The sequence below is a fragment of the Haloarcula salinisoli genome, from assembly GCF_019599405.1.
GTDB lineage: Archaea > Halobacteriota > Halobacteria > Halobacteriales > Haloarculaceae > Haloarcula > Haloarcula salinisoli.
In genome coordinates, this window is the sequence record NZ_RKLQ01000001.1 from 701,711 (window position 1) to 724,654 (window position 22,944).

The 22,944-nt window shown below is 64.7% G+C and carries 23 protein-coding genes; 14 read left to right on the forward strand and 9 right to left on the reverse strand.

Annotated features, from left to right (window positions below):
- Nucleotides 1-56 precede the first annotated feature (56 nt).
- The gene (locus tag EGD98_RS03660; RefSeq protein WP_220586998.1) at nucleotides 57-1,016 is read right to left on the reverse strand and encodes a transcription initiation factor IIB; all 960 of its coding nucleotides are present in this window, start codon (nucleotides 1,014-1,016) and stop codon (nucleotides 57-59) included.
- A 291-nt stretch (nucleotides 1,017-1,307) separates the two neighbouring features.
- Between EGD98_RS03660 and EGD98_RS03665 the strand changes: the two genes are divergently transcribed.
- The 5 genes from EGD98_RS03665 to EGD98_RS03685 all read left to right on the forward strand — a co-directional run bounded on the left by EGD98_RS03665 (nucleotide 1,308) and on the right by EGD98_RS03685 (nucleotide 3,409).
- Nucleotides 1,308-1,886, forward strand: coding sequence for a DUF2391 domain-containing protein (locus EGD98_RS03665; protein ID WP_220586999.1), 579 nt, complete (start codon nucleotides 1,308-1,310; stop codon nucleotides 1,884-1,886).
- Nucleotides 1,887-2,189: 303 nt separating this feature from the next.
- The gene (locus EGD98_RS03670; protein WP_220587000.1) at nucleotides 2,190-2,369 is read left to right on the forward strand and encodes an HVO_2753 family zinc finger protein; all 180 of its coding nucleotides are present in this window, start codon (nucleotides 2,190-2,192) and stop codon (nucleotides 2,367-2,369) included.
- Between the two features lie 2 nt (nucleotides 2,370-2,371).
- Nucleotides 2,372-2,638 carry an elongation factor 1-beta gene (locus EGD98_RS03675; RefSeq protein ID WP_220587001.1) on the forward strand — a complete coding sequence of 89 codons (267 nt, stop codon included), beginning with the start codon at nucleotides 2,372-2,374 and terminating at the stop codon, nucleotides 2,636-2,638.
- A gap of 117 nt (nucleotides 2,639-2,755) precedes the next feature.
- Nucleotides 2,756-3,049, forward strand: a complete 294-nt coding sequence (locus tag EGD98_RS03680) for a 50S ribosomal protein L21e (RefSeq protein ID WP_220587002.1) — start codon at nucleotides 2,756-2,758, stop codon at nucleotides 3,047-3,049.
- Nucleotides 3,050-3,052: 3 nt separating this feature from the next.
- Nucleotides 3,053-3,409, forward strand: a complete 357-nt coding sequence (locus EGD98_RS03685) for an RNA polymerase Rpb4 family protein (RefSeq protein WP_220587003.1) — start codon at nucleotides 3,053-3,055, stop codon at nucleotides 3,407-3,409.
- Between the two features lie 12 nt (nucleotides 3,410-3,421).
- On the opposite strand, the gene EGD98_RS03690 is transcribed toward EGD98_RS03685, so the two are convergent.
- The gene (locus tag EGD98_RS03690) at nucleotides 3,422-4,054 is read right to left on the reverse strand and encodes a hypothetical protein (RefSeq protein WP_220587004.1); all 633 of its coding nucleotides are present in this window, start codon (nucleotides 4,052-4,054) and stop codon (nucleotides 3,422-3,424) included.
- 302 nt (nucleotides 4,055-4,356) lie between these two features.
- Here EGD98_RS03690 and EGD98_RS03695 point away from each other — a divergent pair, with 302 nt between their 5' ends.
- The 6 genes from EGD98_RS03695 (at nucleotide 4,357) to EGD98_RS03720 (ending at nucleotide 9,838) form a co-directional block, all read left to right on the forward strand.
- Entirely contained in the window at nucleotides 4,357-4,932 is a 576-nt protein-coding gene (locus tag EGD98_RS03695) for a DUF655 domain-containing protein (RefSeq protein WP_220587005.1), read from the forward strand.
- 118 nt (nucleotides 4,933-5,050) lie between these two features.
- A complete protein-coding gene (locus EGD98_RS03700) occupies nucleotides 5,051-5,902 on the forward strand; it encodes a 16S ribosomal RNA methyltransferase A (protein ID WP_220587006.1) in 852 nt (283 codons plus the stop codon).
- The gene (locus EGD98_RS03705) at nucleotides 5,895-6,506 is read left to right on the forward strand and encodes a HemK2/MTQ2 family protein methyltransferase (protein WP_220587007.1); all 612 of its coding nucleotides are present in this window, start codon (nucleotides 5,895-5,897) and stop codon (nucleotides 6,504-6,506) included. Before EGD98_RS03700 ends, EGD98_RS03705 begins: the two co-directional genes overlap by 8 nt.
- 62 nt (nucleotides 6,507-6,568) lie before the next feature.
- Nucleotides 6,569-7,570 carry a 5-methyltetrahydropteroyltriglutamate--homocysteine methyltransferase gene (locus tag EGD98_RS03710; RefSeq protein ID WP_220587008.1) on the forward strand — a complete coding sequence of 334 codons (1,002 nt, stop codon included), beginning with the start codon at nucleotides 6,569-6,571 and terminating at the stop codon, nucleotides 7,568-7,570.
- Complete coding sequence (locus EGD98_RS03715; protein WP_220587009.1) at nucleotides 7,567-8,643, forward strand: methionine synthase; 1,077 nt, start codon at nucleotides 7,567-7,569, stop codon at nucleotides 8,641-8,643. Before EGD98_RS03710 ends, EGD98_RS03715 begins: the two co-directional genes overlap by 4 nt.
- 682 nt (nucleotides 8,644-9,325) lie before the next feature.
- On the forward strand, nucleotides 9,326-9,838 hold the full coding sequence (locus EGD98_RS03720; protein WP_220587010.1) for an HTH domain-containing protein: 513 nt from the start codon (nucleotides 9,326-9,328) through the stop codon (nucleotides 9,836-9,838).
- Here EGD98_RS03720 and EGD98_RS03725 read toward each other — a convergent pair.
- The 3 genes from EGD98_RS03725 to EGD98_RS03735 are packed head-to-tail and all read right to left on the reverse strand — an operon-like array spanning nucleotide 9,835 to nucleotide 13,125.
- A complete protein-coding gene (locus EGD98_RS03725; protein WP_236039218.1) occupies nucleotides 9,835-10,980 on the reverse strand; it encodes an ABC transporter permease in 1,146 nt (381 codons plus the stop codon). The two genes, EGD98_RS03720 and EGD98_RS03725, sit on opposite strands and share 4 nt — an antisense overlap.
- Nucleotides 10,973-11,653 carry an ABC transporter ATP-binding protein gene (locus EGD98_RS03730; RefSeq protein ID WP_220587011.1) on the reverse strand — a complete coding sequence of 227 codons (681 nt, stop codon included), beginning with the start codon at nucleotides 11,651-11,653 and terminating at the stop codon, nucleotides 10,973-10,975. The genes EGD98_RS03725 and EGD98_RS03730 overlap by 8 nt, the downstream gene beginning before the upstream one ends.
- Nucleotides 11,650-13,125 carry a CARDB domain-containing protein gene (locus EGD98_RS03735; RefSeq protein ID WP_220587012.1) on the reverse strand — a complete coding sequence of 492 codons (1,476 nt, stop codon included), beginning with the start codon at nucleotides 13,123-13,125 and terminating at the stop codon, nucleotides 11,650-11,652. The genes EGD98_RS03730 and EGD98_RS03735 overlap by 4 nt, the downstream gene beginning before the upstream one ends.
- 169 nt (nucleotides 13,126-13,294) lie before the next feature.
- Here EGD98_RS03735 and EGD98_RS03740 point away from each other — a divergent pair, with 169 nt between their 5' ends.
- On the forward strand, nucleotides 13,295-14,251 hold the full coding sequence (locus tag EGD98_RS03740) for a ribose 1,5-bisphosphate isomerase (RefSeq protein WP_220587013.1): 957 nt from the start codon (nucleotides 13,295-13,297) through the stop codon (nucleotides 14,249-14,251).
- Nucleotides 14,248-15,129 carry an ATP-dependent ribose-1-phosphate kinase gene (locus EGD98_RS03745; protein ID WP_220587014.1) on the forward strand — a complete coding sequence of 294 codons (882 nt, stop codon included), beginning with the start codon at nucleotides 14,248-14,250 and terminating at the stop codon, nucleotides 15,127-15,129. The genes EGD98_RS03740 and EGD98_RS03745 overlap by 4 nt, the downstream gene beginning before the upstream one ends.
- 7 nt (nucleotides 15,130-15,136) lie before the next feature.
- On the opposite strand, the gene EGD98_RS03750 is transcribed toward EGD98_RS03745, so the two are convergent.
- Entirely contained in the window at nucleotides 15,137-16,150 is a 1,014-nt protein-coding gene (locus EGD98_RS03750) for a phosphotransferase family protein (RefSeq protein WP_220587015.1), read from the reverse strand.
- 175 nt (nucleotides 16,151-16,325) lie between these two features.
- On the opposite strand from EGD98_RS03750, the gene EGD98_RS03755 reads away from it, so the two are divergent.
- A complete protein-coding gene (locus tag EGD98_RS03755; protein ID WP_220587016.1) occupies nucleotides 16,326-17,120 on the forward strand; it encodes a hypothetical protein in 795 nt (264 codons plus the stop codon).
- Between the two features lie 39 nt (nucleotides 17,121-17,159).
- On the opposite strand, the gene rbcL is transcribed toward EGD98_RS03755, so the two are convergent.
- The 3 genes from rbcL to EGD98_RS03770 form a co-directional block, all read right to left on the reverse strand.
- A complete protein-coding gene (rbcL, locus tag EGD98_RS03760; protein ID WP_220587017.1) occupies nucleotides 17,160-18,440 on the reverse strand; it encodes a type III ribulose-bisphosphate carboxylase in 1,281 nt (426 codons plus the stop codon).
- A 179-nt stretch (nucleotides 18,441-18,619) separates the two neighbouring features.
- Nucleotides 18,620-20,926: a PAS domain S-box protein gene (locus tag EGD98_RS03765; protein WP_220587018.1), complete on the reverse strand. Its 2,307-nt coding sequence runs from the start codon at nucleotides 20,924-20,926 to the stop codon at nucleotides 18,620-18,622.
- A 221-nt stretch (nucleotides 20,927-21,147) separates the two neighbouring features.
- Nucleotides 21,148-22,839 carry a sensor histidine kinase gene (locus EGD98_RS03770; protein WP_425433341.1) on the reverse strand — a complete coding sequence of 564 codons (1,692 nt, stop codon included), beginning with the start codon at nucleotides 22,837-22,839 and terminating at the stop codon, nucleotides 21,148-21,150.
- Between the last annotated feature and the right edge of the window lie 105 nt (nucleotides 22,840-22,944).

Consider the following 22,944-nt stretch of genomic DNA (forward strand, 5'->3'; position numbering starts at 1 on the left):
GACGGCTACCGGGAAGTGCGGAAGTACGGGGACGGACGATCGTCAGCGTGGGGGCGTCAGTGGATGCCCATCGCTTCGATCTGTTCCTGGTACCGGTTCCGGATGGTGACTTCCGTCACCTGGGCCACGTCGGCGACCTCGCGCTGGGTCTTTTTCTCGTTACACAACAGCGAGGCGGCGTAGATGGCGGCGGCGGCATAGCCAGTGGGGGACTTGCCCGAGAGCAGGCCCTGCTCGGCGGTGGTGTCGATTATCTCGTTGGCCTTCGACTGGACCTCCTCCGAGAGGTCCAGTTCCGAGGCGAAGCGCGGAACGTACTGCTTGGGGTCGACCGGCTCCATCTTCAGTTCTAGTTCCTGGGCGACGTAGCGGTAGGTGCGGCCGATCTCCTTCTGTTCGACGCGGGAGACGTCCGACACCTCCTCCAGGCTGCGGGGGATGCCTTCCTGCCGACAGGCGGCGTACAGGCAGGCGGTGGCGACACCCTCGATGGAACGCCCGCGGATGAGGTCCTCGTTGAGGGCGCGCCGATAGATGACCGAGGCGACCTCCCGCACCGAGCGCGGGACACCCAGTGCGGAGGCCATGCGGTCGATCTCCGACAGCGCGAACTGCAGGTTGCGTTCGCCGGCGTCCTTCGTGCGAATGCGTTCCTGCCACTTGCGCAGTCGGTGCATCTGTGAGCGTTTCTCCGAGGAGAGTGAGCGGCCGTAGGCGTCCTTGTCCTTCCAGTCGATCTGTGTCGTCAGCCCCTTGTCGTGCATCGTCTGTGTCGTGGGGGCCCCGACACGGGATTTCGACTGTCGTTCGGAGTGGTTGAACGCGCGCCACTCCGGCCCGCGGTCGATGTTCTCGTCTTCGATGACCAGTCCGCAGTCCTCACAGACGAGTTCGCCACCACCATCGCTGGTAATGGACTCCGACTCACACTCGGGGCAGGTCTGCTGGCCCGTGCTCTCGGACGACTGCTCAGCCTCCTCCTGTTCCGTGTCCCGCTGGCGCGTCGGCCGTTCCATGTGTTCTTTTACGGAGAACAGCTAATTACGTATAAATGTTTGGGAGAAATGGGTGGGTACCGAGCGTACGTCCCGCCTACATCGCGGTCACAGGGGGGCGAACAAAGCCTTAACCCCCGGGCGTGTGCAGTTATCTGAATACATGAGGTCGCTCAGGTGGCCAACTGACGCTGTCGACCGACCACGTGACAGCGCGCGCGACACTATCTCGAACCACGACTGGGGTCCCTTCGGGGAGTCGAAGGCGATGGCTACTCCCGTGAAACCGGCACAGTACGGGTCGGGCGACCGATGAGCGAGCGGTCACCCGAGAAGGAGGGTATCGGCGAGCTGTTCGACGAACTGGAGGAACTGGAGGACATCGTCGACAGCGAGGCCGAACGCAAACAGGTTCGCGAGGCGATGCGGGCCGCCGCCGACGCACAGGACGACGACCCGGCCGTGTTCGGCCGCGTCATCTGGGGGTTCGACCGCGAGGACTTCGCCGAGGCGGTGCTCGGGTCGCTGCTCTTTGGCATTCCGATGGCCGTCGAGGGCGGGACCGTCGACGCCGGACTCCACATCGCACGGCATCCGCTCTACTTCCTCGGGACCGTCGTGACGGCGGTCGCGATGGTCGTCGGCATCCTCTACGTCGCCGACTTTCAGGACGTGCGCGTCGCCCATCGCATCTTCGGTGTCGTCCCCCGGCGGCTGGCGGGTGTGACCCTGACGGCCCTTGGCACCTCGGTCGCCCTGCTGACCGGCTGGGGGTTGGTGGACTGGTCCAGCGACCCGGTGCTCGTCTGGGAATCGCTGTGTATCTGTGCCGTCGCCTTTGTCCCGATGGCCATCGGTGCGGCGCTGGGCGATATCCTGCCTGGGAGCTAGCGAGACATCGACTGCAAGGAGATGTCTCGGACCAGGCGAGCTGGGAACGGAGTGACCCGCGAGCAGTAGCGAGGTCGGAGCGAAGCGACGACCTCGGAACGGAACGGGGAGCGATAGCGAGGCGCGAGCTGGGCGAGCGCCTCGGCAGCAAACGGTGGGACCGTGAGCGTAGTGACCTGTGGAGTAGCGAGGAAGCGATTACCGGGAGCTTCCTCGAGCCGCGGTAGTGCGTCGTGCCACCGTGTGTCGTGGCGCTCACGGCGTTTGACAACCGTTAAAAGCGGCGGTCGGGTACGGGGTGGTATGAGCGAGAGCCAGCAGAAGCGAGCGCAGAAATGCGTCTCGTGTGGCATCAACATCGCCACGACGAACGCGGCCGCGTTCAAGTGCCCGGACTGCGGACAGCAGATTTACCGCTGTTCGAAGTGCCGCAAGCAGAGCAACCTCTACAAGTGCCCCGACTGCGGATTCACGGGACCATAACAATGGGAAAAGTAGCAGCCAAGATCAAGATCATGCCGCAGAGCCCGGAAGTCGACCTCGACGCGCTCCAGGAGCGTCTCGAAGGTGCACTTCCCGAAGGAGCGAAGATCAAGGGATTCGAGCGTGACGACGTGGCCTTCGGTCTGGTCGCGCTGTTCCCGACGGTCATCATCCCCGACGAAGCCGGCGGCACGGACGCCGTCGAGGACGCCTTCGCCGACGTGGACGGCGTCGAATCGGTCGACGTCGACACCGTCGGTCGTCTGTAACGCGGCTCGCGTTTTCCGTCTCGCCACCCGATAAGCGATAGCGCCGGTGGTTACCCCCCAGTCGCCGACCGCGGAACGCACGTTTTATATGGGCGAGTAGACAACCGATGACCAAGAATGCCTAGTTCAAACGGCCCCCTCGAAGGAACACGAAACAAACTGAAGAACAAGCCCCGCGACCGCGGTACCTCGCCGCCCCAGCGCGCCGTCGAGCAGTACGAGGCCGACGAGAAGGTCCACCTGAAGATCGACCCCTCGGTGCCCGAAGGCCGATTCCACCCGCGCTTCGACGGCCAGACCGGCACCGTCATCGGCGAGCAGGGGACGGCCTACAAAGTCGAGATCGTCGACGGCGGCAAGACCAAGACGGTCATCGTGAAGCCGGCTCACATGCGCCGCCAAGAGAACTGAGCGATGACGATATTCAAGGAGAAAGTCTCCGAGGAGTATCTCACGACCGCCGAGACCAAGGAGATACTGGCTGACCTGGAGATGGAGCGAGCGGCCGACGAGGACCGCGAGATGCGCTACGAGCTCAAACGTTCCATCGAACACGTCAACCACTTCGCGATGCTGGACGTCGAGGAGTCTCTGGAGTTCGTCGACCAGCTTCAGGAACTGGAGAAGGTCGACGAGGCGACCGCCTACAAGATCGCGAACCTGCGCCCGCTAGACCGCGACGAGCTGCGCGCCATCTACGCTCAGGAGCGGTACTCGCTGTCTGGCGAGGAACTCGACGATATCCTCGCCATCGTCAAGCAGTACGCCTGAGCCGGACGCCGCTCAGACCGTCTTTCTCCGAACTCGTCTGTATCCCCAGTAGACCGCCGGCACGCCCAGCGGAAGCGACAGCACGCCAAACAGCACGGCGAGCCAGCCCTGTCGGGCCCAGTCGCGCTCCGCGCTGACCCAGGCGAGTGCGCCCAGGCCAGCGACGGCAGCGGTGACCGTCCCCCAGATCGGGGCGCCGGTGGCACAGAACGCGTAGCAGACTGCCGTCGCGGCCGGTCCGAGCGGCGCTGGCGAGACGAGAGGGACGTACACCAGCGAGCAGTACGCCAGCAACGTGGTCATGTACGCCACGGGGAGACCGACCAGCAGGCGTCGCTGCCACGGTTCGGCGAGTTCGAAACGGTCGTACGCCGCGAGTAGCAACAGGGGGAAGGTGAACTCGAACAGCCACATACCGACGAAGTAACTCGCGACGGAGTGGCCAAGGTCGGGCTGGGAGACGGGCAGTGTCACCGGGAGTCCGACGCCCGGCAGGTCTTTGGTCGGGGTCGGGTCGGTCAGGAAGGCGATGACAATCAGGGCGACGGCGACGCCGGAGAGCCGGGCCCCAACCGACGCAACATTCGACAGGCGGTTCGAGAGACCGATGCTGGTACGGTGGCCGGGTGAGTCGGTCACGCTCATCGCAATCGTAGTGACGGGTGCATTCTTTTCCACGTTTTCTCCTGTCAACGGAAACCCGATATAGCCGGCTTCTGGGTTCTCAATGGCTCGTTTCGCGATACTGTGGCCACGCGGTGTGGCTCACAGTTTCCGTCGCAAAGACGCGACCAGTCTGGCGGACGGAATCGAAAGCGCTCGATACATAAATGCCGCTGACGGTGAGACGGCCCGGTGGCGCTGGCTACGTGGCGGGAACGCCGGGACGGTTCTGTCTTCCTGCCATCATCCAATGCATTAAGTGTACTCTCGTCATACAGTTCCGCATGAGCAGCACCGAGAGCGGTGGTGAGGATCTGGTGGCGGCAGTGCTCGACGTGCTCCCGCACGGCCGGAGCGACGACGACCGCCCCCAGCACCAGAAAGAGCCGCTCGCGTACGCCCTCGGGATCGACGAGTTCCACATCTACGAGCTCTCGCTCGACGAGGACGACGATATCGCCTTCGGCGACCGTATCGATCTGACAGCGTTCGGTCGGTTGACCGAAGTCGACTTCGAGGACCTGCCCAGCGGTGCCCGGCAGGAACTGGAATACGCCGTCGAGGAGATCGTCGACGCCGACGAACAGCGGTTCGTCGACTTCTACAACGACGCCCAGCCAATCACGCTGCGACTCCACCAGCTGAACCTGCTGCCGGGTATCGGGAAGAAACTCCGCAACACTATCCTCGACGAGCGCAAGCGCAAGCCCTTCGAGAGCTTCGAAGACCTCGAAGAGCGCGTCAGCGGTCTCCACAACCCACGGGAGGTCCTCGTCGACCGGATTCAGGAGGAACTGCGCGACGACGACCTGAAGTATCGGATTTTCGTGCGGCGCAGCGAACAAGGCGAGGGTGAGTGAGCGGAGCGAACGAACTCTCGAAGTGAAGCGGTGAGCGGAGCGAACCGCAGAACAGAGCGAGTAATCGCCCCGCCGCGAGTAGCGGCCTTTTTCACTCGCCGACCGTCTACGGAGGGTAATGACCGAGTACGGAAGCCGCGACCCAGACGCGCTGGTCCGGCGGGCGGGCAAGCGGGCCGACACGCGACAGGACCAGCACTTCCTGGTCGACGACCGCGTGCTGGACCGGATTCCGACCTACGCCGAGGAGATGGACCTATCGCACGTCCTCGAAATCGGCGGCGGGCCGGGGGCACTGACGGACCGACTGCTCGCGGTGGCCGACCGGGTGACCGTCGTCGAGCGGGACCCCGACTTCGCGGCGCACTTGCGCCAGGAGTTCGCCGACGCCATCGCGACGGACCGGCTGACTGTCGTCGAAGGCGACGCGCTGGACGTCGAACTCCCCGAATTCACCGCGAGCATTTCGAACCTGCCCTACGGTGCGTCCTCCGAAATCGCGTTCCGCCTGCTGCCCGAGGGGAAGCCTTTGGTCTTGATGTTCCAGCAGGAGTTCGCCGAGCGGATGGTCGCCGAGCCTGCGACTGACGACTACGGTCGGCTGTCGGTGACGGCGGGACACTACGCCGAGGCCGAAATCGTCGAGACAGTCCCGAAGCAAGCGTTCGACCCACAGCCCCGCGTCACGAGTGCGCTCGTTCGGACGACGCCACGCGAGCCGGACTACTCCGTTCCGAGCGACGAGTTCTTCCTGACGTTCCTGAAGGCGGTGTTCACCCAGCGCCGGAAGACGATGCGCAACGCGGTCCGGAACACGGCACACATCTCCGGACTCTCCGACCCCGACGCCGTCGTGGACGCCGCCGAAGAGGGGCTCATGAGCGCCCGCGCCGGCAAACTCACACCGGCCGACTTCGCTGGCCTGGCGACGCTGGCCTACGAGGTCGGCGAGCCCGACGACGATGACTGAGGAGGGAGCCGACGAGGGCACTGACAGCGGTCGCCCCGCCCTGGCCGACCAGCGCGGCGTCGAGACGGTGTACCAGCCCGCCGAGGACTCGGACCTGCTCGCCCGGACGGCCGCCGAGCGGGTAACGTCGGGCGACCGGGTGCTAGACGTGGGAACCGGGTCGGGCTACGTCGCCGCGACGCTGGCCGAGGCAGGTGCCGAGGCAGTCGGCGTCGACCTCAGTCCCCTGGCCTGCCGCGAGGCGGCCGAGAACGGACTCCCCGTCGTCCGTGGCGACCTCGTCTCGCCGTTTCACGAGAACAGCTTCGACCTCGTCGCGTTCAACCCGCCCTACCTCCCGACGCCCGCCGAGGCCGAGTGGGACGACTGGATGGAACACGCGCTGTCGGGCGGCGAGGACGGCCGCCGGCTCGTCGACCCGTTTCTGGCAGCTGTGAGTCGGGTGCTCGCACCCGGCGGCGAGGCCCTGCTGCTCGTCAGTAGTCTCACCGACCCCGACGCTGTCCGGGCATACGCTCGCGAGAACGGGCTCGGAAGCGAGGTGCTTGCTACCGAGAAACACCCCTACGAGGAGCTCGTCGTCCTGCGTTTCTCCGAAATATAATTACCAGAGGACATTTTCTTGAATAGGAAATATTAAAGCTCGTCATTTCATAGCTTCGTCTAATGCCAGAGATTGTTGCGACGACACCGGGCCTGTTTCCGTTACCGGACTGGGCCAAGGACGAGCTGTCCGACCTGAAAGGACACCAGAAGACAGACCTCATCAGCGGTGACGAGGGCGAGGCCATCACGGACGCCTACGAGCGCGCCCGCGAAGAGGTCGTCTCCCTCCAGACCGATGCCGGCCTCGACCGCATCAGCGAGGGCCAGCTGCGCTGGGACGACATGCTCGCGCACCCGCTGGCGGTCCACGACAGCGTCGAGACCCGCGGCATCGTCCGCTACTACGACAACAACAACTTCTACCGAGAGCCCGTGGTCACGGACGACCTGACCGCCGACGGCGACGTCGCCACAGAGCTCGACGCCGCTGCCGAGCTGGTCGATTCGGGGCTGCAAGCGGTCCTGCCCGGTCCGTACTCGCTCGCGGACCTTGCGACCGACGAACACTACGGGGACGAGGCCGCGTTCCTCGACGCCGTCGCCGACTTCCTCGTCGGCGAGGTCGAGCAGTTCCCCGACGTCGAGACGCTGTTCCTGCTGGAGCCATCGCTCGTCGAGAGCCCGCCCGAGGACGGCACAGACGAGCGCGCCAGCGAGGCCATCGACGCCGTCGCGAACGCCGTCGACGCCGAGGTCGTCACCCACACCTACTGGGGCCCAATCGAGGAGAAGACCTACGCGCATCTGATGGACGCCGACGTCGACGCCATCGGCTTCGACCTCGTCGCCGACCACGACAAGAACGTCTACAACGTCCAGGAGTACGGCACCAAGGACGCCGTCGCGCTGGGCGTCGTCGACGGGCAGAACACCCGCGTCGAGTCGCCCGAGACGATTCGGGACCGCGTCGACTGGTTCGAGGCCCAGACCAACACCGCCTACGACACCGTCTACGCGACCACGAACACCGAGACCTTCTACCTGCCCGTCAACAAGTTCGAGGACAAGATCCGGTCGCTGGCCAACGCCGCGACCCTGGAAGCCCCGGAGGCAGACCAATGACAGGACCACGAGAGCAGTTCCGACCGGAGGACCACGAGAACGAGCACTTCCTGCTGACGACCGTCGTCGGCTCCTACCCCAAGCCAAAGTGGCACGACCGCGCCCGCGAGCTGTTCGAGGACGAGGACGCAGACTTCGGCGAGGAGGAGTGGGAAGAATCGAAAGACGACGCCTCGCGGCTCATCACCCACGAGCACGAACGCTGTGGCATCGACGTCGTCTGTGACGGCGAGATGCGCCGCAACGAGATGGTCGAGTACTTCGCCCACCGCATCGACGGCTACGAGTTCAACGGCCGCGTGAAGGTGTGGGGTCACAACTACTTCGACAAGCCCTCCGTCGCCGACGAGGTCGAGTACGGCGAGCAGTGGCTCGTCGAGGAGTTCGAGTTCACCGACGAGGTCGCCGAACGACCCGTCAAGGTCCCCATCACGGGCCCGTACACGCTGGCGAACTGGTCGTTCAACGAGGTCTACGACAGCGAGGAGCAGCTGGCCTACGAACTGGCCGACCTCGTCAACGAGGAGATAGAGGCACTGGTCGAGGCCGGCGCGCGCTACATCCAGATAGACGAGCCCGCCCTCGCGACGACGCCGGACGACCACGCCATCGTGGGCGAGTGTCTCGAACGCATCGTCGACGAGATTCCCGACGACGTGCGCCTGGGTCTGCACGTCTGCTACGGCGACTACTCCCGCATCTACCCCGAGATTCTGGACTACCCGGTCCACGAGTACGACCTGGAGCTCGCCAACGGCAACTACGAACAGCTCGACGTTTTCAAGGAGCACGAGTTCACCAAGGACTTCGCTATGGGCGTACTGGACGCCCACACCGCCGAAGTCGAGTCCGTCGAGGAGATCAAGGAGAACATCAAGAAGGGTCTGGAGGTCGTGCCCCCGGAGCGCCTGACTGTCTCGCCCGACTGCGGCGTGAAGCTCCTGCCCCGCGAGATCGCTCGCGGCAAGATGGAGAACATGGTCACGGCCGCCCGCGAGGTCGAACAGGAGCTCGACACCGGGGAAATCGAGGTCCTCGCCGGCAGTGGTGCGGAAGCGAGTGCAGACGACTAGCGTGGTTCGAACGGAGTGAGAACCACGTTATAGCGAACGGGGAGCGAAGCGACCCGTGAGCAGCGAGATTTGAGCGAAGCGAAAATCTCGAAAATGTCGAGCGGGGAACGAACTGACCCGCGAGACGATTGAACCGGTGAGCGGGTTCAGACGCGAACAGTCAGTAGTCTGTACAGCGGACGACTAGCGAGACGCGACCGCAGGGAGCGTCTCCTTATAGCGAACGGCGAACGTAGCGAGCCGTGAGCAACGCAGTCACGCAGCGCCCGTATCTTTCGAACGGGAGCGAGGGGCCCAGTCAGCCACGAGACTTCCACAGTCGAGCCTCGAAACGGTGGTTGTGGATTGCTGTGAGCGATTGTTTCTGTGGGATGACTGGCTGTCCTCAGCATAGTGTCTATTTCCTACGTGTGAGGTATAATTTCGCAAACGCGATGAATATTTGGTTGACATATGTGTCGGGAAAGTTCGACGATAGACGAATATTGAATCGACCAGCGCAAAAATTAAACTATCACTTAGAAATCAAATTGTGGCAATAGTTCTTAGGACAGAATTAATTTAGAGGATCTAAAGCGCCATCTGAGTCGAATTACCTTTGTGAGCAAATATACGTATGCTAACTACTGTCGCTGGGAAAGAGTTTAGTTATACTCGACAGATATCCCAGACGAGATAACCGATGACCGACGAAACACACCTCCGAGCGGAACTGTATCTTCGCGGTGACACCTATGGGACATTCGACGCCCAGCAGCAGGTGTTGAACCGGGTCAACCGACTGGAGGCCAACGGCGTCTTCACCGAGTCGATGGTGGCGGGCGAGTGGCAGCGCATCCGGACGATGGCCGAGGACACCCGTTCGGGGGCGCTGGCGACCTACGAGGAGTTCGCCGACTGGGCTGACCGCAACGGGTCGTCCCTGGAGCCGGCCTTCGAGCAGCGCACGCGCACCTACGTGGGCATGGACCGCGTCGACGAGGTCGTCGTCTTCCCCGTGGTCTCGCTGGCTATCTACGACGAGAAGCGCCTGCAGTCCGTCTTCCCCTGTGCGGACGGCGAACACGTCTACACGGTCGGTGACGCGCTGGAGGCCTTCGAGCGCGGCGACGAGGGGTGGCTCGCCCAGTTCGACACCGTCACCGTCGACCGCACCGAGCCGTGGCTCGAGGCGGGCGTCGAAGCGCTGCCCTAGCCTCTGAGCGCCTCTACCGGTTCTTCGCTCGCCGCTTTCCACGCCGGATAGAGGCCGCTGAGTACGCTGACCACGACGGCAAAGGCGAAGGCGGACAGGAGATACCAGAGATTCGCCAGCCGGAACAGCGCCGTCGCGTCGTCGAGCGTATAGTGGTTGATAGCGAGACCGACGAGGGTGCTGACGCTGACGCCGACGAGGCCGCCGAAGACGCCGAGCAGCGTCGCTTCCATGAGCATCACCTTCATCACGTCCCGTTTCTGGTAGCCAACGGCCCTGAGAACGCCGATCTCCTCGCGGCGTTCGACGGTCGACATCAGCATGACGTTGAGGATGGAGATGCCGGCCACGAACAGGGAGATGGCGGCGATACCGACGAGCACGGTGTTGATGACCTGGAATTGTTCGTTGATCTGGTCCACGATCGAGCCCAGTTCCTGGACGTTGACCCGCTGTTCACGGTCGTTGAGCGCGTCCCGAATCGCCACCGCCGACTCGTTGGCGTCCGTCCCGGACTCGGCGGTGACGTACACCTGCTGATAGCCGCGCTCTTCGAACGAGGTAACCGGGAGGTAGATGCGGTTCTCAGGGTTCAGCTGTGAGAACGACCCCGTCGATTCCAGCACCGCGCGCACACGCATAGACGAGCCGTTGACGGTGATCGTGTTGCCCGGCTGCAGCCCCTCGTTCTCGGCGACGGTTTCGCCGACCAGGACCCCGCTCTGGAACGGGTCGGGAATCCGACCCTCGGAGGCGTTGTACACCGACGCCGGGTCTTCGATACCGTAGACGACTTCCGTCTGATTGGGGCCGCGGTCGTAGGAGACGGGCTCGGACGTCCGTTTCTCCGACGAGACCGAGACGTCCGGACCGACGACCCGTCGGATCTCCCGAACGTCCCGTTCGGTGAGGTTCTGCACACCGGCCTCGGAGTTTGGCGAGACCGTCACCTGGTTGCCCAGACCGCCCAGGTTCTCGGAGAAGGAGTACTGCAGGGCGACACCGAACATCCCGAGCGAGGCGATGGCGATGACGCCGATGACGATACCGAGCGACGCCAGCGCCGAGCGTACTTTCGTCCGCGTCAGGTTCCGGCGGGCCATCAGAGCCGCCGGGAACCGGCGATAGAGCGGGTCAAGCATCGACTTGCTCCCGTCCGAGTGACCCGTCGACCAGGTGGACCGTCCGGTCGACGTACTCGTTGACCAGTTCGTCGTGGGTGACGGCGACGATACCGACGTCCTGCTCGTCGGCGATGCGCCGGAACTCGTCGAGGATCTGGCGGCCCGTCTCCCGGTCGAGGCTCCCCGTCGGCTCGTCGGCGAGGACGATCATAGGGTCGTTGATGAGCGACCGGGCGATGGCGACGCGCTGTTTCTGCCCGCCCGAGAGCTGGTCGGGGCGGTGGTCGAGCCGGTCGCCGAGCCCGACCCTGGTCAGCAGGTCACGGGCCCGGGCCCGGCGATTACGGTCGCGGTCGAACAGCCGCGGGACTTCGACGTTCTCGACGGCCGACAGCGTCGGTAACAGGTAGAAATGCTGGAAGACGAACCCGATGCTACGCTTCCGTAGCAGTGTCCGTTTCCGGTCCCCCAGGTCGGTTACGTCACGGTCTTCGAGCACGAGTCGTCCCTCGGTGGGCGTCGAGAGCAGACCGAGGATGTTCAGCAGTGTCGTCTTTCCACTCCCGCTCGGGCCCATGATGGAGACGAACTCGCCGGGCTCCAGCGCGAAGTCGATGCCCTTCAGCGCTTCGAGGGTCTGTCCGCCGGTCCGGTAGCGTTTGACCAGCTGCTGGGCGTCGATGACGGTCATAGGTCCACGTCGTCGTCACCCCGCCGGTAGCGACGGACGAGGAATCCGGCCACCACCAGCACTGTGACGGCACCGAGTCCGAGAACCGCTAGCAGGACGGCACCCGGACCGCCGCTTGCCTGTCGCTCCGGTTCCCCCGATAGCCCCGAATCGACGGGTACTGAGAAGGTCTCTTTCGTCCGCTCGCCCTCGACGAGGTAGCTCACCTCCAGCGGTATCTCGGAGACGTTCCCGGTGGTCCTGGCAGTCAGGTCGAACGAGCTGAAGTCGCTACCCGGCACTTCGCCGACGAAGAAGTCCCTGTTCGGGGCCGCGGGCTCGACGTTCTCGCCCGGGAGGACTCGGACTGTAACGCTCCGTGCCATCGTCGTCCCGACGTTGCTCGTGCTACCGGTTATCTGTAACACGCCGTCTTCCCGCGAGATATCGAGCCCGGTCAGTTCGATGGCGGCGGGCGTCGCGCGGAGGGTCCTGGTCGTTTCGACCGAGCGCTGGACCGACGCGCTCTCGTAGTCCGCCGTGACGACCACGTCCGCACTCGCGGCCAACAGCGACGCGTTCAGCCGGACCTGCTCCGTCGAACTCGGAGGGACAGCGTCGACGATTGTCCTGCTGACAGTCGCGTTCTCGGAGCGACCGGTGACGACGATGTCCTCCGCTCGCGTGTTCCCCTGATTGATGATATCGACGGCGAGGGTCTGGTCGCTGCCGCTGCCGGACTGTGACGTTTCGAGGACGACGCTACTGCGAGCGGCCTCGGTCTCGATGGTCCGGGTCTGGGTCACCGTCCGCTCGGTGCCACTCGGGAGCGTGTAGTTGATGGTCGCTCGGAGCTCGTCGGTCCCGGCTCGCTGGGGCCGGAACCGGAACTCGGCGGTCTCGGTCGCCCCCTGGGGCACCGACGCGAACACCGACCGGTCTTCGAGCACCGTGACGCCGTCGCCCGAGACGGTGACCTCGACGTTCGAGATGCTCGTATCGAGCCCGTTCGCTATCTCGACTGACCCGTTCGACGCCACGCCGGCAACCGAGTCGTCTGTCTGGATGTCTAGCTGTGGCTGTCGCTCCCTGACCGAGAGCGAGACCGGATACCGGAGCTCGACTGGCTCGCTGGTGTTGGCGTTCCGGGCGTCGACGTAAACACGAAGGTCGCGTGTGCCCGGCTCTTCGAACGTGTACGTCAGCGGGACAGTCACTTCGGCACCGGGCGAGAGCGTCCCCACGTTCCGGACGCGGGTGTACACCGGCAATCCGCTCGAACTGCCGGGGCGGAGCTCGACGCTGTCGATTATCAGGGCGTCGCCGCTGCCCTGGAGGTTCCGAATCGTCGGCGTGAACGTGACCGTCTCGTTGGGGGCCGGGCTCTGTGGCGAGACCGTGACGCCGGTAATCGAACCGTTGGCCTGTGTGCCGGCGACGACCGGCGGGACGGCTGCCAGTACGACCAGCGCAGCGACGATCAGTCGTCGCATTGTCTTTCACCATCGGTTCGACTCGTTCGATTTCGGACGAGACGACTGGAGGGCGTCTCTACGGGGGACTCTCCCATATTATCCCTCGGAGAGGTGATGTAATAAACCCGACGAATTATTAGATGGGTCGGCCGCGGTATTTTAGTCGCGTGGCAAGGTACCTATCACCATGGACCGGGGAGCGCTCCAGCCGCGTGTGCACGACGTGGCCGGGGCCATCGAGACGATGGAGACGCGAGGGGCGGCGAACATCGCCACTGCGACCGCCGATGCGCTCGAGACGCAGGCTGTCGAGAGCGACGCGGAGACGGCCCCGGAACTGCTGGCGGAGCTTCGGACTGCCGCTCGCTTCCTGCTTTCGACCCGCCCGACAGCGGTCAGCCTCCCAAACGCCTGCCGATACGTCCTGCGCCGAGCGACGGGTGACACCGTCGAGGCGGTTCGCACGAACGCCGTCGAGAGCGCCGCGGAGTTCCGGGCCAGGCTGGAGACCGCACAGGACGACCTCGGACGGGTCGGCGCCAACCGACTGCGCGACGGCGACACTATCATGACTCATTGTCACTCGACCGACGTGCTGGCCTGCGTCGAGGCGGCCGTCGAGGATGGCAAGCAGCTCTCGGCCATCGTCAAGGAGACCCGTCCGCGCCAGCAGGGCCACATCACCGCCCGCGAACTGCGCGAGCTCGGCGTCGACGTGACCCTGGTGGTCGACAGCGCCGCGCGACGGTATCTGGACGACGTGGACCACGTCCTCGTCGGGGCGGACGCTATCGCCGCCGACGGGAGCGTGGTGAACAAGGTCGGCACCTCGGGGTTGGCGGTCGTCGCCCGGGAACGCGGGACGCCAATCGTCGTCGCCGCCGGGACGCTGAAGCTCGACCCCGCGACGATGACTGGCAACGCCGTCGAGATAGAGATGCGTGAGGAGTCGGAAGTCCTCGAGGAGACCGACCGGGAGACCATCGGTGACGTCACCGTCGAGAACCCGGCCTTCGACGTGACACCGCCCCGGTACATCGACGCTATCGTCACCGAACGCGGCCAGTTCCCGCCCGAGAGCGTCGTCACGCTGATGCGCGAGCTCTTCGGCGAGGGCCCGACTGAACCGTGGCAAGAGCCATGAGCGCCGAGTCCCTGCGGGTCGTCTGTGCCGGCCACGTCAACTGGGACGTGACGCTGCGGGTCGACCGGCTCCCCGACCCCGACGGCGAGGCCTGCATCGCCGACCAGTACCAGTCCGGCGGCGGCAGCGCCTCGAACGTGGCCGTCGCGCTGGCGGGACTCGACGCCAGCCCGCTGTTGCTTGGCAGTGTCGGTCGGGACGAGAACGGCTGGCTGGTCCGCCGCGAACTCGAGGATGTCGGCGTCGAGACGAAGCTCGTCGAGACCGACGGCGAGACGGCCGTGAAGTATCTCGTGGTCGACGACACTGGCGAACTGCTGATGTTTGGCAACGACGGGGCCAACGAAGCCTACGCCGCCGACGACCTCTCGGAGCGCCAGCTCACCACTGCCGACCATCTTCATCTGACCAGCCAGCGGCCCGAGACGGCCGCCGAACTGGCGCGGGCGGCGACACGCGAGGGTCTCTCTGTGAGCTTCGACCCCGGCCGGCGGCTGGCCGACCGGGACTACACCGAGACGCTCCGCCGGACCGACCTGCTGTTCTGTAACGAGCGCGAAGCGACCGTCCTCCGCGAGGAGGGACTCGCCGACGCGGTTTCGACACTGGTCATAAAGCAGGGGTCGGGCGGTGCGACGGTTTTCGACGGTAGTCGGGAGGTGTACCATCCTGGGTTCGCCGTCGACCCGGTCGACACGACGGGCGCGGGCGACGCCTTCGCCGCGGGCTTTCTCGTGGCCCGAGACGAGGGACTGGAGCGCGCGCTCGCGGTCGGCAACGCGTGCGGGGCGCTGGCCGCCCGGACACCCGGCGCCAGGGTGCAGGTGGGCTGGCGCGACGTCGATGCGCTGCTGGATATCGGGCCGAGTGGTGGGTGAGACGGCGCTACTCCGGAACCGCGTCCACTAGCCGCTCGAACTGCTGGCGGTACTGGGCCTCGGCGCGGGCCCGGACGAGCCCGGAGTCGTCGTCGAAGACGGCGTCGAAGCCGGCCATCCGCCACAGCAGCGTCGAGAGCTGGTAGAGCGGCCGGCGGTCGGCGTAGCCGTCCTCGAAGTCCATCGGCCGGTGTTCGGTGTACCCCTCGTGGAACTCCGTACGCAGACCTTCACGTACGTCGGGGTCGGTAAAGGACGAATCGATAAAGAGGAACTCGGTCTGTGCGAGGTTGTACTCGGGCAGGGCCGCGAGCACGTCCTGCCAGTCGAGCACGGCCGTAATCGGTCGCTCGGTGCCGGCCTCGAAGAGGAGGTTCGCCGGCCGGAAGTCGTCGTGGACTAGCCTGGGGACGCCGTCCTCGGGGACGAATTCGAGGGCCGGCTCTATCGTCTCCAGCGCGCGGCCTTTCACGTCCGCGAACGGCGTATCGTCGAGTCGGGAGAGGTGCGCCCGCGTGAGTTGCTCGAAGTACTCCCGCCAGCTTCCCATCCAGTCCCGGACGATGAGCCGGCCGTTGTGGAGGTCCAGCCGGCCGAAAGCCTCGAAGCCGATCTCGGAGTGGAGGTCGCCGAGGATGTGGCCGGCCTGTTGCATAACGCGGCGCCGGTCCTCGGCTGAGAGCGTCGCGAACTCCTGTGAGAGGTTCTCCCCGTGGACCCGCTCGGTGACGAAGTACGGTCGCACGTCGACTGCCGGCTGCTGTTTGAACACCAGAATGCGCGGGACGGGCACGTCGGTCCGGTTGGCGACGTACTCGTGGAGTTTCGGCTCGATGTCGAACGGGATGTCACCGTCCGGCTTGAACTTCACCACGACCTCGTACTCCTCGCCGCCGTGGTCCAGCGTCACCATATAGACGTCACTCTGGTGACCGCCGCCCGGGGTCTCGAACGTGAATCCGTTGTAGTCCGGTCCCGACTCGTCGAGGACAGCACGGATATCGTCTTCCGGCGTCGACACTGCGACCGGCTAAGAGGGTTGGCTAAATAAAACTGTCAGTGTCAGCCCGCCGTGGGGGACCGATACGAGCGCGTCGGGCAACGGCACCGCTGTCCCAACACGCCCGGAGTTGCCGCGTTTTCTCGACTGAAACGAGAGGAACATTTATCAGCCGTGTAACCTTTCACTCGAGTGAATGGGGAACGAGGGTGGGCCAGGTCCCGTGGGAGGGACCGGCAACGGTAGCGGTGAGGAAATAGCGGACACAGAGCAATCAGCAGCGCCGGCGGACGTGCCGACAGCGGCCGACCAGTCAAAGACCAGCACCTGTGCGACCTGCTGGCAGGAGATTCCGCCGGACAGTGTCCGGTGCCCACACTGTGTCACGCCGGACGGGGACTGCCGGGACGACGCGGCACAGTGGTCGTACGACCGCGTCGTACTCGCGGTCGTCCCCGCCGACGGGGCCCGTTCGGCCAGGGCATCGGCTGTCACCGCCTTCAGCCGAGCCCGGACACTCGTGAGCGGGCCGGAGTTCTCCCACGGCGAGGTGACCCTGTGGGGCGAGTTCGAGACGTCGCCGCCGACTACGCTCACCGAGGGATGGCCGACGCTTCCCGGTGCAGTCCCACTGGCGTCTACAGCTGGGCGCTCGCTCTTCGAGACGGCAGCGACTCGGTGCGAGGCGACCGAGCCGACGGACCCGACGATTTACTGTGAGGACGGCACGGCCGTGGCCGACGGCGACGATGTAGCGACGCTTTCGGCGGTCATCGAGGATGCGGAGGTCTCGTACTGGGTGGTCCCCGGAGTCGTCAAGCGATACGCGATGCCCGAGGAACCCGACGCGTTCGGCGACCCGCTGTACTGTGCCCGCTGTGACGCCGTGACCGAACACGATGTGTCGGACCAGCGGGCGGACGCGCCCGACCAGCCAGGACGACTCTGGGCCTGTCGCGTCTGTGGTACAGAGCGATACGGCCCGGAGTGACCGTCGAGCGTCGAATCCGGTGCGGTGCTGTCACCGGAGCTACCGTGGCGTCTCTGTCCCCCACGTCTCCAGGGCCGTCGCCAGTTCGGGCGTCTCCTCGGCGGCCGTCTCGATGTCGCGACCGGCGGCCACGGCGTCGACGGCCGCACGCAGTGCTTTCGCGCCGGCGTGGGTGCCGTCCGGGTGGCCGTGGACGCCGCCGCCGGCCTGGACGCCAATCGTCGTCCCGCAGCGGTCGACCAGCTCCGGGACCAGCCCCGGATGCAGACCGCCCGACGCCATCGGCAACACGTCAGCGAGTCCGTGCAGGTCCGCGTAGAGCCACTCGTTGATGCCCACCGTGTCCTCGTTGGCCAGCTTCCCGAGGTCGGCGGTCCCGGTGTGAATCTGGTCGACGCCACAGAGCCGGGCTATCTGGGCGACGACCCGCATCGAGACGCCGTGGTCCGGCAGGCGGTCGAAGGCGGCGTGCATCGCGCGGTGGGCGTGGATGGCCAGTCCGTGGTGCTCGCAACGCTCCCGGACCTGCTGGACGGCGGCCCACCCACAGGTCACGACGTCGACCATGACGTACTCACAGCCGTGCTCGGCGGCCATGTCCACTCGTTCCAGCATATCCGACCCGGTTCCGGTGACGTTCAGCAGGTAGGACTTTTTCTCGCCGGTCTCGTCTTCGGCCCTGTCGCGCATCGCCAGCGACTCGGTCAGGCGGTCCTCGAAGGGGTTGAAATCCTGGTCGGTGAGGTTCTCGTCGTCCTTGAGCAGGTCGAGCCCACCGGTCCAGGCCTCGTAGCCGATCTGGGCGTGTTGGGCCGTCGAGAGACCGACCTTCGGTTTGGGGACCGTCGCCGTGATGGGCCGGTCCCCGGCGTCGAAGATTTCCGTTCTGACGCCGGTGCCAAACTGTGGCCCCGGGAAGGACGTGGCCAGCGGCTCGGGCCACTCGCAGTCCTGCAGCCGGATGCGGTCGACGGCTTTCATCCCGAGGATGTTGCCCGCGATGCAGGAGAGCACCTGGGGCATATTGCCCGGCTCGAAGAGCGCGTCGGGGTACGCGACGGTGACGCGGTAGCCGTCGCGGTCCGCCCGCCCGGCCACCGTCGCCTCCTCGATACCGCAGGCCGTCGCCGAGAGGTCAGTCACCGACCCCTCGACCTGCAGCTCGGCCCAGGTGCCGTTCGAGGACTCACTCGCGACGCGGCTGGCCGCCGACTCCGGGCTCTGGTCGGCGGCCGGTTCGACGTAGAACGCACAGACGAGTTCGGTGTCGTCGGGGTCGTGGTCCAGGTCGAGGAAGTCCTCGTAGGTGATACCTACCATGGTAACAATACGCACGCCTGCGCCATAAATGTAGGTCGACCCGGGGAACGTCTCTCGTTGGCCCCGTCGAACAGCAAATTCAGGTGTGCGTTCCGGAAACCACGCTGGAGAGAGAGCCCACTGTCAGCGTTGCACTGGAGACGGACCAACAGTATCGCGTCGCCGAACGCACGGGCGACTCACCCAGTCTGTTCGCTGTCTGTGTAGTCGGTGCTCTCCCTGGCGACGGCCATCACGCCGGTGACTGTTCCGGATTCGCCACGGAGCGGTGCCGTGTACAGACGCAACTGGATGGGGTCTCCGTCGCTCTTCCGGCGCTGTATCTCGTAGCCACTGATTTTCTCGCCGGCGAGTGCACGCGCTACCTGTGCTTCGAACGCTGACTGCTGGCCGTCCCTGTGGATACCGACGGACTGAATCTCCTCACCGAGCACCGCCTCCGCAGCGTATCCGAAGACCTCCTCGGCTGCCTCGTTCCACAGCTCGATGCGCCCGTCCGCATCGACTGCCACGATAGGGTCCGGAGAGACTTCGATGATAGCCTCGAGTCGGTCGGTCGCGTCGCTGAGTTCCGCCTCACGCTCGATTCGCTCGGTGACGTCCTCCTGGAATCCGACCCAGTTCGTGACTTGGCCGTCGCTGTCCTCGACGGGAGCGATGGTCAATCGGTTCCAGAACTGCGTTCCGTCTTTCCGGTAGTTCCGAAGCGTCTCCGTCACCGGCTCCGCTGCATCAATCGCCGCCCGTATCTTCGCGACACTCGCAGCATCCGTCTCCGGACCCTGCATGAACCGACAGTTTCGACCGAGTATCTCCGCTTCGTCGTACCCGCTCAGTTCGCAGAACTTCTGGTTCGTGTACACCATCGGATTGTCCTCCTGGTTCGGGTCGGCGAGCGTTATTCCGACAGGTGCCTGCTCCATCGCCTCGGTCTTCACGCTGAGTTCCGCTTCACGCTCGATGCGCTCGGTCACGTCCCGGCAGATGACGAGATGTTGGCCGGGGACGATATCGGCCTTCGCGGAGTACTCGATAGTGTGTTCCGCACCGGTCGCGTCGGTCACGGTGACGGTGCCACGTTCGGTCCCAGTGTCCCTGAACTGCGTCCACGTGGCTTCGAAATCGAACTCCTCCGGGAGAAAGTCCCTGATTGGCTGCCCGAGCAATCGCTCTCGACACAGGCCGGACATCCTGGCCGCTTCCGGATTCCCGTCCACTATCCGTGCGTCGTCGTTGAGCATGACGATGGCATCGTTGGCGTCCTCGAAGGCCGCCTTGTACTGGTCGCGTGCCTGGGTGAGCTTCGACAGCCGCTGCTCGAGATTTCCGGTCGATTTTCGTGGAATGGAGACGGTCATCGTCGTTCCGTCTTCCGACACCGTTGCCTCGATGGAGCCGTCGTGGCTCGACACTATCCAGTGGGCCAACCACAGTCCCAGTCCGGTCCCGTGAGCCAGCGGCGTCTCGGCGCCCGATTCGAGCACCTTGGCCTCTGTGTTGGATAGACCGGGCCCATCATCCGCGATCTGGAGCGTGAACGCGTTCGGCACGATATCCACCGAGACGACGACCGTCGGGTCCGAACCGCTGTGTTTGAGCGCGTTGTCGATCAGCTCTTCGACGGCCCGTTCGAAGCTCGGGAAAACGGATGCAGTTATCTCTTTGTCGGATTCGACCGAGACCGTCCCGTTACGGTACCGGCCACTGACCCGCTCGGCCACCTCCGTGACGACCGCAACGACGTCCGCCGGCTCTCGTTCGAACGGCGTCGCAACAATCCTGTCTAGCGTTCGTGCCTTCTCGCTCAACTCGATGAGACCGTCGATGTTGTCGAGCGCTATCTCGGCGTATCTATCGTTGTCCAGCTGGTCCGCCATGTGCTGGGTGAGGCCGCGGATGACGGACATGTCGTTCCGGAGGTTGTGGCGAAGGACGCGGCTGAGGACAGTCGAGAGGTTCGCTTGCCTCGTGAGCGCGGCTTCGGTCCGGTCGTGTTCTATCTCCCGTTCGAGGAGCCGGGCGATGAGTTCGGCGAACATCTTCTCGCTGTCGCTGAAGGGTTCCTCTCGTGGATCTTCGGCGACAAAACAGATGGTCCCAAAGGATTCCCCTTCGACGACCAGGGTCGTTCCGAGATAACAGTTGAACCCGTGTGTCGTGTACGCCGGGTCCGCTTCCCACCCCTGGTCCGGGGCATCGTAGACCGCAATCTGGGAGTCCGATTCGAGTGTTCGACGGCAGTACGTCGTCGCGGTGTCGAGTTCCAGCCCGGGGGGAATCAGGTCCTTCCCCGACTCGGTACTGACAAGCGCCTCCCAGTGACCTGTTTCAGTATCTATCCGTGCGAGATGCCCGTTGTCGGCTTCGAGGTACGCGACGCCGAGTTCGAGCGCGGCACGTGCTTTCTCTTCGAACGGGATGTCCCTCCGAATGGCCTCGTAGAGCTTCTTCCGTGCCTCCTGGGACGTTACCGGAGCGTCAGTCACAGGGAACCCACCTCGGACGGGCCCTGCCCTGCAGTGGACAGACCGCTCCACGCCGGGTAGCCAACGACGGCGTGACGTCTGAACACATGATTTCAAAGATTACCACGGGTTTGGTACACATAACAGTACGGTAAAAGGAATATAACGAGTAGCGAGCCATACCGAGAGTGGCCGCTAGAGGCGTATCTCTCTCCACCTACCGTCGGAATACTTCACCCACGTCACTCCTCGAAACTGATGCCGATAATCTCGAAGCGTGCCCCGCCCTCGTCGCTACCTGTCACGCGTATCTCCCAGCCGTGGGCCGAGACAATCTCGGTCACGATCGCCAGTCCCAGGCCCGTTCCGTCGCTCGACGTCGAGAAGCCAGATTCCAGGACCGATTCGCGGTCTTCGACAGGGATACCGGTCCCATCGTCGGCGACGAAGAACCCGTCGTCGAGGACACCGAGAGTGATCTCTATATGGTCCCCGCCGTGTTCTACAGAGTTCCGGAAGAGGTTCTCCAGTAGCTGTTGGAGTCGCGTGGCATCAGCCATGAACCGACCGTCGCTCTCGACGGTGAGCGTCGCCGCGTCCGACTCGATGACCTCCCAGGCGTCCCGCGCTACGGCCGAGAGCGTGACCCGCTCGCGCTCGGCTATCGGTTGCCCTTGCCGGGCGAGCGCGAGCACGTCACCGATGAGCACTTCCATCCGGTCGAGGGCGCGGGCCGTCGCTTCGAGGTGTTCGTTGTCGCCCTCCTCCTCGCGGAGGAACGCCACCCGCCCCTGTGCGACCGTCAACGGGTTTCGGAGGTCGTGTGAAACCATGCTCGCGAACTGCTCCAGCCTGTCGTTCTGTTGCTCTAGCTCCTGCCGGTACTCCTCGCGCTCGGTCACGTCGGTGAGCGTCACCGACCGCCCGAGGCGGCTCCTGTCGGTCGTGAACGGTCTGATACCGAGGTGATAGTAGCGGAACCCGCCGGTGGCCTCGTGTTCGAAGATGATGTCCTCCTCGGTCTCCTCGAGGGACTTACCGAGTCTGGGGTCGACCGATTCGATGGGTTCGCCCACCTCGAGGGCCGGAAACAGCTCTCTGGCCTGTAAATTGAAATCGCGAACCAGTCCGTCGTCGTCCAGCACGATGACCGGGTCGTCCTGCTCGCCGGTCAGCTGGACGGTCTGGAAATCGTCGACGAAGACGAAGAGGACGCCGACGGCGAAGGCGGCCACGCCCAGCGGCGTGTAGGTGATGTTGAGTATCGTCGGACTCACGGTCGCGAGCGCGTCGAGGACGATAGGGAGCCCGGTGAGCCCGACCAGTCCCAGCAGCGGCGTGGTGTCGTGACCCACCTGCCGGAACAGCTCGTAGAGCATGAAATAGCCGACGATAGAGAGCGCGTACGCAAAGCCCATGGCGAGCCAGTGCAGCTCCTGAGAGACGATTGAGATGTGGGGGAACGGGGTGAGCAAGACCTCCGACTGGAAGTATCGGTGGTGGAGCGGATTCGTGACCTTGACGAGCGAGACGAGGACGAACACACCGATGGCCGCCCGCCGTATCGGGACGGATTTATGCAGGTTCCGGCCCGTGTAGGCCGAACAGAAGTACAGCCACGGGCCGACGGTACTGAGCCCGACAAAGAGCCCGACGTGATAGAAGACCAGTTTGAGCTCTACCGTCGGTGCGAGGAGGAATCCGAGGTGAGCGACCGACCAGAACCCGCTCGTCAGCAGGAGGCCGACGAGTCCCTGTCGGGTGCCCTCGTGGTCGATAGCACGAGCCCGGGGGATACTCACGAAACAGGCGGCCGCTGCGGCGGCAAAGAGGAGAACGTAACCCAGGAAATACGGGTTGGTAGCAGGTAGGGAGTCGGATAGTAAAATGATGAACGGGAATAGGCTCTGGGAACGTAAAATCGTTGTCGACACATGTCAGAATGATGGATTTTCTGATTGACTGTGCGATACTGCTCGAAACGTGATACACGCCCGACCGTAGGCAGTGGTCCCATCGGGTGTGTTGCTGCGCAACGG